The organism is Jeotgalibacillus haloalkalitolerans (assembly GCF_034427455.1).
Lineage (GTDB): Bacteria > Bacillota > Bacilli > Bacillales > Jeotgalibacillaceae > Jeotgalibacillus > Jeotgalibacillus haloalkalitolerans.
The window spans coordinates 64,202-78,464 of the sequence record NZ_JAXQNN010000003.1 but is presented as its reverse complement, the minus strand read 5'-3'; the positions used below and the strand labels follow the sequence as shown (position 1 = coordinate 78,464).

The window sequence follows — 14,263 nt, the reverse complement described above, 5'->3', positions numbered from 1 at the left end:
TTTTATTGAATGCTAAGAGCTTCTCTCATAGCCCACCGCTGATGATCATGAACCAGATATTCCACTGCTTCAAAAGGCTCCATCCACTTCAATACATGATCCGCATCTATAGGCTCCCCTATCTTTTCACCAGCTTCACACATATAAAAGTGGCCTTCACTCAGATAATACGTGTCCTCACTGACAGCATAAAAATATCGTCCGGCACTGCCAATCAAGCGACAGTTCTTCACCTCTATGCCCGTCTCTTCAAGCACTTCTCTTTCCAGGCATTCTTCATGGGTTTCACCGTTTTCAATTCCGCCGCCGGGAAGAAAATAGTTCCTATCCTGAACCTGGATGACTGCAATCATGTCTTTTCCGGAATTGAACATGACAGCATAAACAGCTGGTCGGGTGATATAGTTTTTACCGCTCTCTTTTTCTCCAAATATGCGCAATTTCTGCACTCCTTTATACGAGCGTTTCAGCTAAACGTGTTCATTTATTTAACAAAGTAAATCCTTCCCTTATCTTACACTATATTCTACAGTAAAAAGCCCATATAATGGATTTAGCAAGAAACAACATGGAGGTTTCGATTAAGTATGAAAAAGTATATTTGTATTACGTGTGGCACACAGTACCCCGCATCTTCACACCCACCAGAAGCATGTATCATCTGCAAGGAGGAAAGACAGTACGTCCATCCCGATGGTCAGCAATGGACCACTTTAGAGAAGATGCAGCAATCAGGGAATTACTCAAATCACTTCGTTGATGAACAAAAGGGTATGAAAAGCATTACGACTATACCGGATTTCGGAATTGGTCAAACTGCATATCTGATAGAAGAACAGGGCTTCAGACTTTTATGGGATTGTATTGCGTATTTAGATGATAAGACGAAGAATGACATAAATGAAGCAGGCGGACTTGACGCGATTGCGCTGTCGCATCCTCATTACTACACCACACAGGTGGAATGGGCTGAGGCATTCAACTGTCCGATCTACATACATGAAGATGATAAACAGTGGGTGCAGGAATACACTGATCGAATCATTTTCTGGAGCGGGGAATCACTTGAGATCTCAGAAGGTTTAGTGCTTTACAGACTTGGCGGGCATTTTGATGGAGGCGCTGTTTTGCACTGGACCAAGCAGTCAGATCATCAGGCTGTGCTGCTTACAGGAGATATTATTCAGGTAGTCGCAGACCGCAAGTGGGTCAGCTTCATGTACAGCTACCCTAACCTGATTCCGCTGCCGGCAGAAATCGTCATGAATATTGCAGAGAAACTGAAACCTTTGAAGTTCGGTGAATTATATAATGCTTTTCACAGAGAAGTAACCGGGCAGGCAGATCTGGCTGTGCAGCGGTCTGCTGAGAGGTACGTTGCGGCTCTGGAAGGTCGGTTAATTAAGGATTGAGCAGGAGGAATGTTTATGCTGAGACTTGTCTGTTTTGGTGACAGTATTACTGCCAGACATGAAGGTTTTACTGAGCCAATGTTAACGGCAAAGCTTACTGCTCTATTAAAAAACACTGAAGTTATCAATGCAGGTGTGGCAGGCGATAATACAAATGATGCGTTAAAGAGGATTGAGAACGATGTCATTCAGTATAATCCTGACTTCGTCACCGTCTTATTTGGCGCGAATGATGCTGCATTTCACAAAATGATAGATATCGAGACATATAGATCAAATCTTTATCAGATCACACAGCTTCTGAAACCTGAAAGAACGATCATCATCTCCTCTTCACCCGTGGATGAAAAGGTTCAGTTTACTAGAACAAACGAAATACTCAGTGAGTACGCAGCAGCTGCTGAGCAGGTAGCCAAAGATACAGGAAGTTATTTTATTGATTTTTTCTCATATATGCTTTCTTTGGAGGATTATCCGGAATACTTAAAAGGATTAATGAATGATGGTCTTCATTTTGGCGAAGCAGGTTATCATTTACTTGCCGGTCTGATTCAGGATAAAATAAACGAAATATCTTAATACGCTATCAGAAAGGAGCTTTCCATGAACTTTGAGGATTTTGCTGAAAAGTACTGGAACGGAGACCTCTATTCTTATATAACAGAAGCACTCAAAGTCTATCAAATGAATTCATCTATCGAAAATGAAGAATCTGCTTCCCACCTCTATCTCAGTTCTATTGCAGAGGAAAATATGCTGACGAGACTGGTTGAGGCAACCGGTGAGTATGAACATATTGAGGCTGCTTTTGATGGCAGAGTTGTGAGGGATTATTAAAGTTTTATGAAATGAAACCAAAGGGGCTGGATATTATCACTTCTATTTGTATCGTCAGACACGGTGAAACAGATTGGAACGCAGCAGGACGACTTCAGGGGACAACGGATATCCACCTGAATAAAACCGGGGTAGCCCAGGCACAGGAATGCGGCCAGTTTTTAAGCAGCGGAAATTGGGATGTGATGATCACAAGCCCGCTGCAAAGAGCAAGAAAGACTGCGGAAATCATCAATGAGGACCTGTATCTTCCTTTTGTCGTGATGGAAGAATTTTCTGAACGGTATTTTGGGGATGCGGAAGGGATGACGAAAGAAGATAGAGTGGCAGCTTTTCCGGATAAAAAGTACCCCAATCAGGAAATAGAAGAAACTTTCCATCGCCGGATCATGAATGGACTGCAGAAAATCAATCATCACTATGGGGACCAAAAAATATTACTTGTGGCGCACGGGGCAGTAATTGGTGCGATCTTATCCATCCTGTCAAACGGTGAGATTGGTTCGAGAAAGACCAGGCTGATTAATGCGGGGATGAGTCATATTGGTTTTACAGAAGGCAGGTGGTGTATCAGGGAGTATAATCAGGTCACCCACCTTTCACAATATAGTGAGAAAGGCAGAGTTTAAACGAATAACGAGTGATAGAATAAGAGACTGCAAGGGCACGCTTCCTCCGCAGTCTCTTATTCAATGCTCTTTATCTTCAAGACGATTAAAGAAAGATAACATCTTAGCATGCTCACTATAAAACGGTGACATAACCATTTCCTGATCCGTCATGATATATTCGAATAACTTCATGATGCGAATATATTCATTTGCAGTTACCTTATGCGCATCAAATGAGCAAACGAGCAGCCACTCATGATCATTCAGCTCTTTCTCACAGGTCTCAATAAAAGTTTTGATATAGTGAAATGAATCTTTTCTATCTGAGGATGTATCACTAATCCATATACTAAAATATGTATCAGGATTTATTTTTTCATGTATGAATGCAAAAAAGTGCTGAGGGAGTTGGTCGGTACTGATGTTATGATGAAAAAAATGAACATATTTATCGATTTTATTTTTCGGCAGTAAGTTCTTTAACTCACTGATCACTCTTGAATAATTCAGGTATTGATCTATGATGATACAATGGATGTTTTGTTCTACTTTAGAAAGAATGAATTTAATCGTATTACTATAAAACACTTCAATACTGCTATAGTGGTACATCACATGACCAGTTTTCTTGTCTTTCAAGTAAGAAAAACCGTCCTGGTTTACATTTACAGCTTTTTTCAGAGGGGAATTAAAGTCTCCAAAATAAATATAGTCTGTAAAAAATCTCATAAAGTTAAAATCCAATACTTGTGCAATATTCTCGGCTACTGATGGACTGGGGTCGCGCAAGCCATTTTCCAGCTGAGAATAATATGACCGGTCAATGAAAGATTGATCTGCAACCTTTTGTTGAGTAAGTCCTTTAGATTTTCTAAGTTCAATTAACCATTCCCGCTTCATGCTATCCCAGATCCCCTAACCATTAAAAAGTACAATCACGTGATTTAATACTCTTATATTCAATAAAACATATATTGAATGGGTGTTTCTATGGTAATTAAAGCCACAATTCTCGTTGTTTTTGTAAGAATATTAACCAACAATTTAATAATGATTTATTAAAACACAAAATGATACCGGATGTAGTGAATGTGGCAAACAGAAACATTAACCTTTGTTGTTACAATGAGCCACATGTTTCTGTAAAATTATGTAGAATGTTGAAGAGATAAAATCTAAAATTAGGAAAATAGCTCATTTGAAATATCTGTTAATCCATACTCAAAAAGATCTAAACGCAAGAAAACTTTTTCTTTACATACACCCAAGAGCTCCACTATGCATCAGTTTTAACGTTTCTATTTACTACGTCAAACTTTTAAGGAGCTGATCACATGAACAAAACAGAAAGTGAATTAGAGTCTACAATACTTTGTAAACGCGAAGCCATGGTCAAAAGCGGTTTATCAAACGGTTTGCTGCATTCAGAAACGCTTAGGCTGAGTATGGAACTGGACCAGTTAATTTATGAGTCCCAGAAGAGAAAACAGCGATCTAATTAAAGTTTAGTGTATAGAAAAGCCATCGAAAGAATCTCCGATGGCTTCGTAGACAGTTTGATTAAACGTTACATGAGAACCGCCCTATTGAAAAAGATGGTCCAGAAAAACCTCTAACTTTTTTATATCCGTCAAATTTTCATTGCACACATGACTATCCTTGCAAATGTAATTCCCTCTGCTTGTATACGTCTCTTTACCGCTTTTCACTTTGGTCACAAACAATGCAACTTCACCCAGATGATTGCAAATACTGCAGATGCCTTTGTTATTACTGTTAGCAAAGTGACCTGCTATCCCTTTCAATCTTCCCTGATACTCTACAATTAGATACTGCTTATGAGCACGCGTATCAAACCATCCAAGATAGGATAACCGCTGAAAATCCAGCGCATCCAGATCAGGGATTTGCAGCTTTTTCGCTTTCGGAAATAGCTTTTCCACTTTTTTCTTCGTCAGTGCCTGAAATGGAATCACACAGTCGCGTTTTAACTCATTCAGAAAAGTCCTCGCTTCAGTCTCGTTTTCAAGTTCAGTCATACGGTTCAGAAGGGCTTCCTGATTCTCTGTCATGCCAGGAATCATCTCCCTCACCTTTGCCATCGCATGAAGCTTTACACCATCCCGGGTATCCTGATGATTCACGGTATTTTGAGTGTGCACAATAAAGTAGACCTGCTGTGCAATAAAATTATATTGGTCATTTCGAATAAACATTTGTTCCGTTTTTTTAGCTGTATCCATTTTCTATCCGCTCCTTATCTTTTCATTTATGAGATAAGTGCAAAACCTGAATAGAAAGATACATTGATTGGCGATTAATAGTCGATCCTTAACCCCACGCAAAGTATCGCCTACTTATTCAGGCTTTGCATGAGTCGGTACCAATTCTGACGCCTGCACGTTACTCACAATTGTCATCAGGTATCACCTCCAGTTAATTAAAGAATATACATGAGAACCGTTTTACGCAATATCTAAGAGAATGATCACCCGCGTTTTTCTTCTATACGCATCCCCCATTTCCTCCCATCTCTCCTATTTGCTATACTTTTACTTGAAAGCGCAGGTGATTCTCTTGTTTAAGATTCTATTAATTGAAGATGATGAAACTCTATTTAAAGAGATCAAAGACCGGCTCATGGACTGGCAGTATGATGTATTTGGCGTGAAGGACTTCCAGAAGGTCATGGAAAGCTTTACTGAGGTACAGCCGGACCTGGTCATTATTGATATTCAGCTTCCTAAGTTTGACGGGTTCCACTGGTGCCGCATGATCCGCGAGCATTCGAATGTGCCGATTGTCTTCCTGTCTTCTCGTGATCACCCGACAGATATGGTCATGTCGATGAACCTGGGTGCCGATGATTTTATCCAGAAACCGTTTCACTTTGAAGTGCTGATCGCAAAAATTCAGGCGATTTTGCGCCGGGTATATAATTACAGCTCTACCACAACAGATCTGAGAATGTGGATGGGTGCAACGATTGATATGGAGAGTAACCGGGTTAAAAATGATCAGGGTATGATTGAGCTCACTAAAAATGAGATCTTTATCCTGAAGCTGCTTGTTGAACGTAAGAACAAGGTGGTCAGCAGAGAGGATCTGATGAATCTCCTTTGGGATGATCAGCGGTTTGTCAGTGATAATACACTGACTGTCAATGTCAACAGACTGCGCAAAAAACTTGCCGGAATCGGGCTTGGGGACGCGATTGAAACGAAGGTTGGCCAGGGGTACATTGCGCTTGAGCAGGTGGAGAAATGATTAAAAAGTTTCTAATGGAAAGAATCAGCTGGATCCTGTTGATTTTGCTGTTACTGCTTTTAGCTATGATCATTGCGTATCTGGACCCTTCCCTTTCGTTCAGCTCGATGACTTATTATGTGTTTCTGTCACTTGTGATTACTGCTGTATTTGTCACAGTACGCTATTACAAAGAAACACCATTTTACAGGGAGCTTGATATACGGGATTCTTCAACCGACCTGGCCAGTTTCCCTGAGCCGAACAGTCCGTTTGAATCATCCATTTATGAGCAGGTGACGTCCTCATTGGAACAGCTTGAGAAAGAAGCTGCAACGAACAAGGTGCTGCTTGAACAGGAAAAGGATGAGCTGATGTCATGGATTCATGAAGTCAAAACGCCGTTGACCGCGATGAAGTTAATCATCGACCGGACAGAGGATCCCCAGTTAAAGTCTTCGCTCATGTATGAATGGCTGAGAATTCATTACCTGCTTGACCAGCAGCTGCATCAGAAGCGGATCCCTTTTATTGAAAATGATCTGTTTATTGAACAGGTTGAGCTTGAGTCACTGATCTATAGTGAAATACATACGCTGCGTTCCTGGTGCCTGAGAAAGAAAATCGGCTTTGAGATTGAACTTGAATCCACGCACGTACTCACAGATGCGAAATGGCTCTCCTTTATTCTCCGGCAGCTGTTAACCAATGCCGTTAAATACAGCGGAGAAGGCACTGACATCACGATTCAATCATGTGAGCAGATGGGTCAGACGGTTGTGACCGTAACAGATCAGGGCCGGGGAATCGCTCCCCGTGATGTGACGAGAATCTTTGAAAAAGGCTTCACATCAACCGGCAATCATCAGGATCAGCATGCAACAGGGATGGGCTTATATCTGGCAAAAAAAGCTGCAGACCCGCTTGAGATCAGCATTTCCGTTCAGTCAGAGGCTGGTTCCGGCACGACCATGACGCTGACCTTCCCAAAAGAAAATGAATTTCTTGAAATCCAGGGCGTGTGACAAAAATGTCACACGCTTTGCTTTTTTGTTAGGAGAATCAAAGGACTTCACTCACCTAAGCCGATACAATAAATGTATCTTAACACCTGGAGGAATTCGCAATGACTATTCTTGAAGCGAAAAAAATTCATAAGTTTTACGGAAATAAGTTTACAAAGCAGGAAGTCTTAAAAGGAATTGATATCAGCATTCAAAAGGGTGAATTTGTGACGATTATGGGCGCGTCAGGCTCCGGTAAAACCACCCTATTGAATGTCCTTTCAACGATCGACCGGCTGAGTCACGGCTCGCTTGTTATCGAAAATGAAGACCTGACAAGAAGTAAGGAAAAGAAGCTGGCAGAATTCAGAAAGCACCATCTTGGGTTTATCTTTCAGGACTATAACCTGCTCGATACGCTGACAGTACGTGAAAATATTCTGCTGCCCCTTTCCATTACCGGCACGTCTAAAAAAGATGCACTTGAACAATTCCAAACAGTCGCGCAGGATCTTGGTATTGAAGAAATTGCTGACAAATACCCAAATGAAATATCAGGCGGTCAAAAGCAGCGTACCTCTGCAGCAAGAGCCTTTATCCACGAGCCGAGCATTATCTTTGCCGATGAGCCGACCGGAGCACTTGATTCAAAATCAGCATCTGACCTGCTTGGCAAGCTGACTCATTTAAACGAAAAACGTCAGTCAACCATTTTAATGGTCAGTCATGATCCGGTTGCTGCAAGCTACAGCAGCCGCGTCATTTTTATTAAGGACGGACAGATCTATACACAGCTAAATAAGGGTGACGAAAGCCGCAACTCATTTCTGAAGGATATTATGAAAACGCAGGGTGTATTGGGTGGTGTTCAGTATGAGCATTAATCAGCTGATCTTCAGGAGCTTTCGCAAGAACCTGAAAAGCTATTACCTTTATGTCTTTGCATTGGTTTTCAGTGCTGCTCTCTACTTTGCATTCGTGACACTGCAGTTTGATCCTTCAATGAATGAAGCTGAAGGTTCGGTAAGAGGCGCAGCAGGGATCAGGGCCGCTTCTGTCCTGTTAATCGGGATTGTTTCAATCTTTCTGCTGTATGCGAATAATTTATTTATCAAACGGCGGAGTAAAGAAATTGGTCTGTTTCAGCTGATCGGTATGACAAAGAACCGGATTTTTCTTATTCTGAGCGCTGAAAATCTATTGCTCTACTACCTCTCTCTGATCATTGGAACAGGTTTTGGCTTTGCGATTTCAAAGTTAGTGGCGATGATCTTTTTCAGCCTGACCGGTGTGGACGAGACGGCAGCACTTAACTTTTCGGTTCAGGCATTTCTCCAGACCCTGCTTGTATTCAGCGCCGTCTACCTTTTAATCATGGTGATGAACCTGCTGTATATTAAGCGGCAGAGCATCCTTTCTCTTTTCCATGTGAAAAGTAAAGCTGAGAGCAGAGTGAAAAAGATGTCCTTCGTTGAAATTCTGATTGGTCTGCTTGGGATCATCTTAATTGCGACTGGCTATTATGTATCGGCACGTCTGTTTGACGGAGATTTTTCATCTATCACTCAGCTATTTTCAGCTATGATCTTTATCCTTGCGAGTGTAATCATCGGGACGTACTTTTTCTACAAAGGTTCAGTCAGCTTTATCGCTAACCTGATCAGAAAGAATAAAGGCGGCTATCTGAATATCAACCAGGTCATGTCGCTGTCTTCAATTATGTTCCGTATGAAATCAAACGCGATGCTGCTTACGATTATTACGACGGTGTCAGCACTGGCAATTGGACTGCTCTCGTTAAGCTATATCTCCTACTACTCTGCTGAAAGAACGGCTCAGACCTCTGCCCCTGATGATTTTACATTTGCCCAGGCAGAAAATGCAGAAGCATTTGGCGAGGTATTAAATGACAATTCAATTGCGTATAGTGAAAAGCAGATTGATGTCATACAGGCAGACATCCGTATTGAAGAGATTGTCGGTACTGATATGGAAGACTTTCAATTTGACGGCGGAACAACAAACATGTCAGTTGTGAGTGATGCTCAGATTGAAGGACTTGATATCAGCGTTGATGAGATTTTATTCTCAGGTTCCAGTGATGCGGTGCAGGCCCTGATGAATCTTCAGAATGAAGGAACACTCACACTGTACGGCGCTACAAGTGAGGTTGAAAAGGAATACGCAGGCTTGAGTGATGAATATATATTGCCCTCTTATTTCACGGGCGGCTTACCTGTAGCGGTCGTTGATGAGACAGTATATGACAGGCTTTCTGAAGATATAAATGAGGAAATTCAGCGGGAATATGAAATGTATATCGGGTTTACATTAGAGGACCCTGATACTGTGGAAAAAGCTGATGAGCTGTTTAACAGCATGCCATTCAGCGAAGAAGCCGGCAGTGCCTCCCAATATTCTACAGAACGTATGCAGAAACTAAGCATGGGCTTTATTATGTTCGTTGTCGGTTTCCTCGGTCTCACCTTCCTGATCACATCAGGCTGCATTCTTTACTTCAAGCAGGTTGAAGAAGGTGACGAGGAACAGCCGAATTACAGAATCCTGAGAAAGCTAGGCTTTACACGACAGGATCTGCTAAAGGGTATCTTCCAAAAACAGATCATCAATTTCGGGATTCCGCTCGCAGTCGGCTTACTTCACAGCTATTTCGCTGTCCGGTCAGGCTGGTTCTTTTTCGGAACCGAGCTCTGGACGCCGATGATCATTGTGATGGTCCTGTATGCCGGACTGTATTCGATTTTTGGGATTTTGTCGGTGGTTTATTATAAGAAAGTGATTAGGGTGGCTTTGTAATTAACTTCAGTTTAGAAGCTGACGTTAACAAAGCAAGATCACAATAAAAAATCCCGCATCATTCAATTGAATGGTGCGGGATTTTTAAACGTTTAATAGTCTTATTTATACATACTGTTTAAATGGATTGTCTAAACGGTCACTTCTGCAGATTCCAGTCTGCGTGCCTTCCTCGAAAACACTCTCCACAACAGCTTTTAATCAGCTCAACTCCCTGTCCTCTAACATTTACTACTACTAGATATATCCATGACCTGATCAGAATAACTGGATTTCTTTTACGCAATATATTTTTGTAGTGGATGTTCAAAATTGTTTTCAAGATAAGGAGTAGACATATAGTTTTCCTATTAAATACTTTAAAGACACTTAATATCTCTAATTAAATAAAAATTATTTAACCTTTTGTGCAATCACCAAATACAAAGAGTCCGCAGGAACATATACTTCCTTTATATCGAAACCAGCTTCAATCATTTCCCGCTTCATTCCCTCCTGTGTAATCCTCGGGGCATGTCCTGAACTTTTCTTTGGTTCAAGCTCGAGACAAATGAGGTATCCATTTTTCTTTAAAATTTTTTTCATTTGTTCAAGTAATGCGGCGAGTGGCTGGATCTCATGTAAGACGAGTGAAGCAATGACGACATCAATTGAACCGTCCGGTGATGGAAGTGCTTCCATGCTACCCTCTACAGTGACAACATTGTCGAGCTGCTCCTTCACCACCTTTTCATTGATCATCTCAAGCATGTCAGGATCAATATCCATTGCATAGACTCTTCCTTCTACCCTTTTTGCAGCAGGAATAGTGAAGTAACCTGTTCCGGCTCCAAAGTCTAACACGTGATCCGACTCATTCAACGGAATCATATCCAGCAGCTGCTCCGGTGAAAATTCCTCTCTGCGTGAAGGACTTTCTAAATACGATACTTTCCCGTGATGCATGTTCATCACCCCTTCTTATTTTGCTGTCCTGGCTTTTCACTGAATTTCTCTTCGACCAGCTCTGCATTTACAGCAATTGCAGCCATACTGCCTTCACTTGCTGCCATAATCAACTGAGATGCCCCGGAAATTCTGGTATCGCCGCATGCAAATACGCCTGGCGTTTTAGTTCGCTGCATACGATCCGTTTCAATTCCGCCCTGTTCATTTAACTGATAACCAAGATCATATTCAAACGTTGCTGCCTGCTTCCATTCTGAGGCGACGAATCCACCTTTGCGAAGCACTTCAGTCTGGTCCTCCAGCTGAATTTTTTCAAGCTGTCCTTCTTTACCAATTAACGAAGTGATTTTCTTTTCGTTCACTACGATTCCTTTACTGGCCAGTAATGCCTTCTCTGCAGATGATATGACCTGGTGCCCATTGGTAAATATGATTAAACCCTCTGACCAGTTAGATACCAGCTTTGCCATATGAACGGCCTTCTGATCCTCTGCAATTATAGCAAGCGGACGGTCTTTCAATTCCCATCCATCACAGAAGGGACAGCCAAACAGGCTCTTACCGTAGAACTCATGAACACGAGGGATGTCAGGCAGTGCCTCCTTGAAGCCAGTAGCGAGAATCACTTTTTTTGCCTGAAAAACTTCGCCACCCTCTGCTTCCACACTGAATTGTCCGTCTACTTTCGTAATCCTCTGTACACGCTGCCTTTCAATACTTACATCAGGATATTTGCTTAGTTCCTCCTGCCCAATCCGCTTAAATTCCTGCGGGTCAATTCCGTCTCTGGTTATAAACCCATGAGATTCCTGTGTAACCGCATTTCTCGGTTTATTATCATCAAACAAAACTGTTTTGCGCCTGGACCGCCCAAGTACCAAAGCAGCATTCAGCCCGGCAGGTCCACCGCCAATCACAGCACAATCCAATAACATGCGCTCCACTCCTTTTTTAAATTAACTTTTTTTCATCCCTGCTTCCGCTTCTTTAGCAATATCAACTAACAGCCTGGATTTCAGTTCAGTCTTCATATTCTCCTCTGCATTTCTCATCACATTTTCAATCAGACAGCCTTCATGATGGATTGTACAGTCAAATAAGCTAGTCTCACCCTCGATTGCATTGATCACATCCAGAAAAGAGATATCATGCTTAGTTCTCGAGATTTTGTAACCTCCCTTCGCACCAGGCGTAGACTCAATCAGACCAGCCTTCGCAAGTTTCGTTAAAATTTTTGATAAATACGTTGGTGAAAGCCGCTGCATATCAGCCAGCTCCTGCACGCCTACCAGCTTTTCTCCCTGCTGAATTGTTAGATAAACCATTGTATGCAATGCATAGTTAGTTGCGTTTGAATATTTCATGATGACCTCCCGGGGGGTTGAAAAGAGATATTAAAGACTCTTGATATCTTTAATTTATTTGAGTTTAGCACTGGTAGTTGAAAATGTCTATTAATTGAATTATATAATCAGTGACCTGGAACTGAAATTGACTCCCGTAGAATTATTCAGAGCAACTCAGCTTTAAACATGTATGTTAATATTAAGTAGATTCATTCCCAATATTTAGAGGAGGGATACTCTTGAGAAGGATTTTGTGGATTGCGTTTTATCTATTTGTGTTTCTTGCAGCATTTGGGATCGTTGCATTTTTTAATCAGAGCGAGCAGTCGTTAAACATTGAAGAGCAGCTGGCCAATCTGACAGATGATTATGCAGGCATCCTTGATGAAGTTGATACGGAATATGGGAAACTGACTTTTTTCGCATTGGAAAACGGTGACGATTCCGGTGTCGGCCTTGCACTATTTGCAGAAGGTGAAGATGGCTGGGTACGCGAAGAGAGTACATATCATATGAATTCTGAGGGTACATATTCAAGTGACGGTTTTGATCTGCAGAACGGAAATAAAGTAGTATATGCTTATGGAAACCATGAACCGATTGAGGGTGTAAGCGAGGTGCCAGCTGACAGGATACTTGATGCTGCTGTCGGTGAAGTGCATTATATGATTGTGCCGCAGGGAGAAGAAGTGAACATTGACATGCCTGACGATGAACAGGCCTGAGAGGCTGGCAAACTGTTTTCTACGATTAACATCACCATTTTAAACAATAAAAAGCGACCTTACAGGAGGTCACTTTTTATTGTTTGATGATTTACTTTCTCACGGGGATCACATTGCGCGCTGGATTTTTTCAAGATCCAATACCTTACGCAGCAATTCATCAACGAACCAGAATACCAACGCACTCAAAACCGCTCCAATCATGACGATCTCTCCGCCCTCATTCCAATACTGAACGAAAGAAGTGTCATGAAATAAATAGATTACAAAGGTAAATATCACACCAAAAAACAAATGAAATATAAATGCAGAGAGCATCCTTGGGTAATGAATGAATTTCCCGATCAGGATATCTGATAATAAAGAAACCAGCATTCCGTAAAATAAGACGAACGGAATAATGTATAACCCGACAAACCAGAACCAGCCCCAGAAACTATTGGATGGATCAGTCTGATACTGCCAGGCAGCAAAAAAGAACATGGTAGCAAGACTCGCCACAAAGACACCTATCAATTTTCTCAAAATCATCGTCTGTCACATCTCCTGCAATCAAATTAAGTCATACACTTGCTGCCTTACATTTCCTGCTGATCAGCCTGATTATCCACCCGCGTGTCTGCATCCGTCTCGATACATTCAAGCCACGTATCAGCCATCAACGCATCAATCATCTCCCGGCTACCTCCGACAAGTGTAAAATCCAAATCAATGTCTGAGTAAAAACACCAGCTTCGATCTTCCGGCCAGAAGTAACTCGGGTTCTCGTTCACTTCTTCCATTGTAAGAAGCTGCTTGATGTCAATGAGCCTGCCTTCAAATAATTTGTCCTCATAATCAGCGGTTTTTAACAGATGATAATAGAAATAACAAGTCATATTTTTCGTAAATGGCTTCATGATCTCAATCACCTGATGAAGTGACTTGTAGTCTAATACCCCTTCCCCTCCGCCAATCAGATATCGCGGCCTTTCACCGGTCTTCCGGTCAATTGATGCAAGCTCTAACTCCTTAGTTACGTTAAGCCCATACTTTTCCGCGAGATCACGAAGCAGGATCCGCTCCCCCGGCTGAAGATACCCATCCGAAAACCCTGTTTCCCTCCAGGATACCTGATCATTCGGTGCGTTCAGCTCCCGGTAAATCGGATGAATGATTTTACAGTATGCTTCAAAGACAGGCGGAATCAGATGATTAAATCGGCATCCATCCCACTTTTCCGGAAGCGGGATGGTTTGTTCCTTAATCCAATTGAAGGCTTCAAATTCAGACCGCTTTTTCATCAAACCGCTCCTTCTCTGCGTTTATAACGTTATG

General features: G+C 41.8%; 18 protein-coding genes. 10 read left to right on the top strand and 8 right to left on the bottom strand.

Annotated elements, in window-relative coordinates:
• Positions 1 to 2: 2 nt before the first annotated feature.
• Complete coding sequence (locus UFB30_RS10440; RefSeq protein ID WP_435390879.1) at positions 3 to 440, bottom strand: NUDIX hydrolase; 438 nt, start codon at positions 438 to 440, stop codon at positions 3 to 5.
• 147 nt (positions 441 to 587) lie between these two features.
• Here UFB30_RS10440 and UFB30_RS10435 point away from each other — a divergent pair, with 147 nt between their 5' ends.
• From UFB30_RS10435 to UFB30_RS10420, 4 genes are read left to right on the top strand one after another with little or no spacing between them, the layout of a single operon-like run.
• Complete coding sequence (locus tag UFB30_RS10435; RefSeq protein ID WP_322421634.1) at positions 588 to 1,412, top strand: MBL fold metallo-hydrolase; 825 nt, start codon at positions 588 to 590, stop codon at positions 1,410 to 1,412.
• Between the two features lie 15 nt (positions 1,413 to 1,427).
• Entirely contained in the window at positions 1,428 to 1,991 is a 564-nt protein-coding gene (locus tag UFB30_RS10430; protein ID WP_322421633.1) for an SGNH/GDSL hydrolase family protein, read from the top strand.
• Positions 1,992 to 2,015: 24 nt separating this feature from the next.
• Positions 2,016 to 2,249, top strand: a complete 234-nt coding sequence (locus tag UFB30_RS10425) for a DUF6407 family protein (RefSeq protein ID WP_322421632.1) — start codon at positions 2,016 to 2,018, stop codon at positions 2,247 to 2,249.
• A 35-nt stretch (positions 2,250 to 2,284) separates the two neighbouring features.
• Positions 2,285 to 2,878 (top strand): histidine phosphatase family protein, encoded by a 594-nt coding sequence (locus UFB30_RS10420; protein ID WP_322421855.1) that lies wholly within the window; start codon positions 2,285 to 2,287, stop codon positions 2,876 to 2,878.
• A 60-nt stretch (positions 2,879 to 2,938) separates the two neighbouring features.
• On the opposite strand, the gene UFB30_RS10415 is transcribed toward UFB30_RS10420, so the two are convergent.
• On the bottom strand, positions 2,939 to 3,760 hold the full coding sequence (locus tag UFB30_RS10415; protein ID WP_322421631.1) for a helix-turn-helix domain-containing protein: 822 nt from the start codon (positions 3,758 to 3,760) through the stop codon (positions 2,939 to 2,941).
• A gap of 434 nt (positions 3,761 to 4,194) precedes the next feature.
• Between UFB30_RS10415 and UFB30_RS10410 the strand changes: the two genes are divergently transcribed.
• Positions 4,195 to 4,362, top strand: a complete 168-nt coding sequence (locus tag UFB30_RS10410) for an aspartyl-phosphate phosphatase Spo0E family protein (RefSeq protein WP_322421630.1) — start codon at positions 4,195 to 4,197, stop codon at positions 4,360 to 4,362.
• An 81-nt stretch (positions 4,363 to 4,443) separates the two neighbouring features.
• Here the strand turns inward: UFB30_RS10410 and UFB30_RS10405 are convergent, their stop codons facing one another.
• Positions 4,444 to 5,103, bottom strand: a complete 660-nt coding sequence (locus UFB30_RS10405) for a FusB/FusC family EF-G-binding protein (RefSeq protein ID WP_322421629.1) — start codon at positions 5,101 to 5,103, stop codon at positions 4,444 to 4,446.
• A gap of 334 nt (positions 5,104 to 5,437) precedes the next feature.
• On the opposite strand from UFB30_RS10405, the gene UFB30_RS10400 reads away from it, so the two are divergent.
• The 4 genes from UFB30_RS10400 to UFB30_RS10385 all read left to right on the top strand — a co-directional run bounded on the left by UFB30_RS10400 (position 5,438) and on the right by UFB30_RS10385 (position 9,927).
• The gene (locus tag UFB30_RS10400; RefSeq protein WP_322421628.1) at positions 5,438 to 6,127 is read left to right on the top strand and encodes a response regulator transcription factor; all 690 of its coding nucleotides are present in this window, start codon (positions 5,438 to 5,440) and stop codon (positions 6,125 to 6,127) included.
• Positions 6,124 to 7,131 (top strand): sensor histidine kinase, encoded by a 1,008-nt coding sequence (locus UFB30_RS10395; protein ID WP_322421627.1) that lies wholly within the window; start codon positions 6,124 to 6,126, stop codon positions 7,129 to 7,131. Before UFB30_RS10400 ends, UFB30_RS10395 begins: the two co-directional genes overlap by 4 nt.
• A gap of 101 nt (positions 7,132 to 7,232) precedes the next feature.
• Positions 7,233 to 7,994 carry an ABC transporter ATP-binding protein gene (locus UFB30_RS10390; protein WP_322421626.1) on the top strand — a complete coding sequence of 254 codons (762 nt, stop codon included), beginning with the start codon at positions 7,233 to 7,235 and terminating at the stop codon, positions 7,992 to 7,994.
• On the top strand, positions 7,984 to 9,927 hold the full coding sequence (locus tag UFB30_RS10385; RefSeq protein WP_322421625.1) for an ABC transporter permease: 1,944 nt from the start codon (positions 7,984 to 7,986) through the stop codon (positions 9,925 to 9,927). Before UFB30_RS10390 ends, UFB30_RS10385 begins: the two co-directional genes overlap by 11 nt.
• A gap of 393 nt (positions 9,928 to 10,320) precedes the next feature.
• Here UFB30_RS10385 and UFB30_RS10380 read toward each other — a convergent pair whose 3' ends face one another.
• The 3 genes from UFB30_RS10380 to UFB30_RS10370 are packed head-to-tail and all read right to left on the bottom strand — an operon-like array spanning position 10,321 to position 12,239.
• Positions 10,321 to 10,872: a class I SAM-dependent methyltransferase gene (locus UFB30_RS10380; RefSeq protein ID WP_322421624.1), complete on the bottom strand. Its 552-nt coding sequence runs from the start codon at positions 10,870 to 10,872 to the stop codon at positions 10,321 to 10,323.
• A gap of 5 nt (positions 10,873 to 10,877) precedes the next feature.
• The gene (locus tag UFB30_RS10375) at positions 10,878 to 11,810 is read right to left on the bottom strand and encodes an NAD(P)/FAD-dependent oxidoreductase (protein WP_322421623.1); all 933 of its coding nucleotides are present in this window, start codon (positions 11,808 to 11,810) and stop codon (positions 10,878 to 10,880) included.
• 21 nt (positions 11,811 to 11,831) lie between these two features.
• Positions 11,832 to 12,239 carry an Rrf2 family transcriptional regulator gene (locus UFB30_RS10370; RefSeq protein WP_322421622.1) on the bottom strand — a complete coding sequence of 136 codons (408 nt, stop codon included), beginning with the start codon at positions 12,237 to 12,239 and terminating at the stop codon, positions 11,832 to 11,834.
• Positions 12,240 to 12,460: 221 nt separating this feature from the next.
• Here UFB30_RS10370 and UFB30_RS10365 point away from each other — a divergent pair, with 221 nt between their 5' ends.
• Complete coding sequence (locus UFB30_RS10365; RefSeq protein ID WP_322421621.1) at positions 12,461 to 12,946, top strand: hypothetical protein; 486 nt, start codon at positions 12,461 to 12,463, stop codon at positions 12,944 to 12,946.
• Between the two features lie 108 nt (positions 12,947 to 13,054).
• Here the strand turns inward: UFB30_RS10365 and UFB30_RS10360 are convergent, their stop codons facing one another.
• A complete protein-coding gene (locus tag UFB30_RS10360; RefSeq protein WP_322421620.1) occupies positions 13,055 to 13,477 on the bottom strand; it encodes a hypothetical protein in 423 nt (140 codons plus the stop codon).
• 47 nt (positions 13,478 to 13,524) lie between these two features.
• On the bottom strand, positions 13,525 to 14,229 hold the full coding sequence (locus tag UFB30_RS10355) for a hypothetical protein (RefSeq protein ID WP_322421619.1): 705 nt from the start codon (positions 14,227 to 14,229) through the stop codon (positions 13,525 to 13,527).
• Positions 14,230 to 14,263: the final 34 nt, after the last annotated feature.

Bases quoted from the DNA above. Each gene is read 5' to 3' on its own strand.
- UFB30_RS10435 (WP_322421634.1), top strand. From the start codon at position 588: ATGAAAAAGTATATTTGTATTACGTGTGGCACACAGTACCCCGCATCT.
- UFB30_RS10430 (WP_322421633.1), top strand. From the start codon at position 1,428: ATGCTGAGACTTGTCTGTTTTGGTGACAGTATTACTGCCAGACATGAA.
- UFB30_RS10425 (WP_322421632.1), top strand. From the start codon at position 2,016: ATGAACTTTGAGGATTTTGCTGAAAAGTACTGGAACGGAGACCTCTAT.
- UFB30_RS10415 (WP_322421631.1), bottom strand. From the start codon at position 3,760: ATGAAGCGGGAATGGTTAATTGAACTTAGAAAATCTAAAGGACTTACT.
- UFB30_RS10410 (WP_322421630.1), top strand. From the start codon at position 4,195: ATGAACAAAACAGAAAGTGAATTAGAGTCTACAATACTTTGTAAACGC.
- UFB30_RS10405 (WP_322421629.1), bottom strand. From the start codon at position 5,103: ATGGATACAGCTAAAAAAACGGAACAAATGTTTATTCGAAATGACCAA.
- UFB30_RS10395 (WP_322421627.1), top strand. From the start codon at position 6,124: ATGATTAAAAAGTTTCTAATGGAAAGAATCAGCTGGATCCTGTTGATT.
- UFB30_RS10390 (WP_322421626.1), top strand. From the start codon at position 7,233: ATGACTATTCTTGAAGCGAAAAAAATTCATAAGTTTTACGGAAATAAG.
- UFB30_RS10385 (WP_322421625.1), top strand. From the start codon at position 7,984: ATGAGCATTAATCAGCTGATCTTCAGGAGCTTTCGCAAGAACCTGAAA.
- UFB30_RS10380 (WP_322421624.1), bottom strand. From the start codon at position 10,872: ATGCATCACGGGAAAGTATCGTATTTAGAAAGTCCTTCACGCAGAGAG.
- UFB30_RS10375 (WP_322421623.1), bottom strand. From the start codon at position 11,810: ATGTTATTGGATTGTGCTGTGATTGGCGGTGGACCTGCCGGGCTGAAT.
- UFB30_RS10370 (WP_322421622.1), bottom strand. From the start codon at position 12,239: ATGAAATATTCAAACGCAACTAACTATGCATTGCATACAATGGTTTAT.
- UFB30_RS10360 (WP_322421620.1), bottom strand. From the start codon at position 13,477: ATGATTTTGAGAAAATTGATAGGTGTCTTTGTGGCGAGTCTTGCTACC.
- UFB30_RS10355 (WP_322421619.1), bottom strand. From the start codon at position 14,229: ATGAAAAAGCGGTCTGAATTTGAAGCCTTCAATTGGATTAAGGAACAA.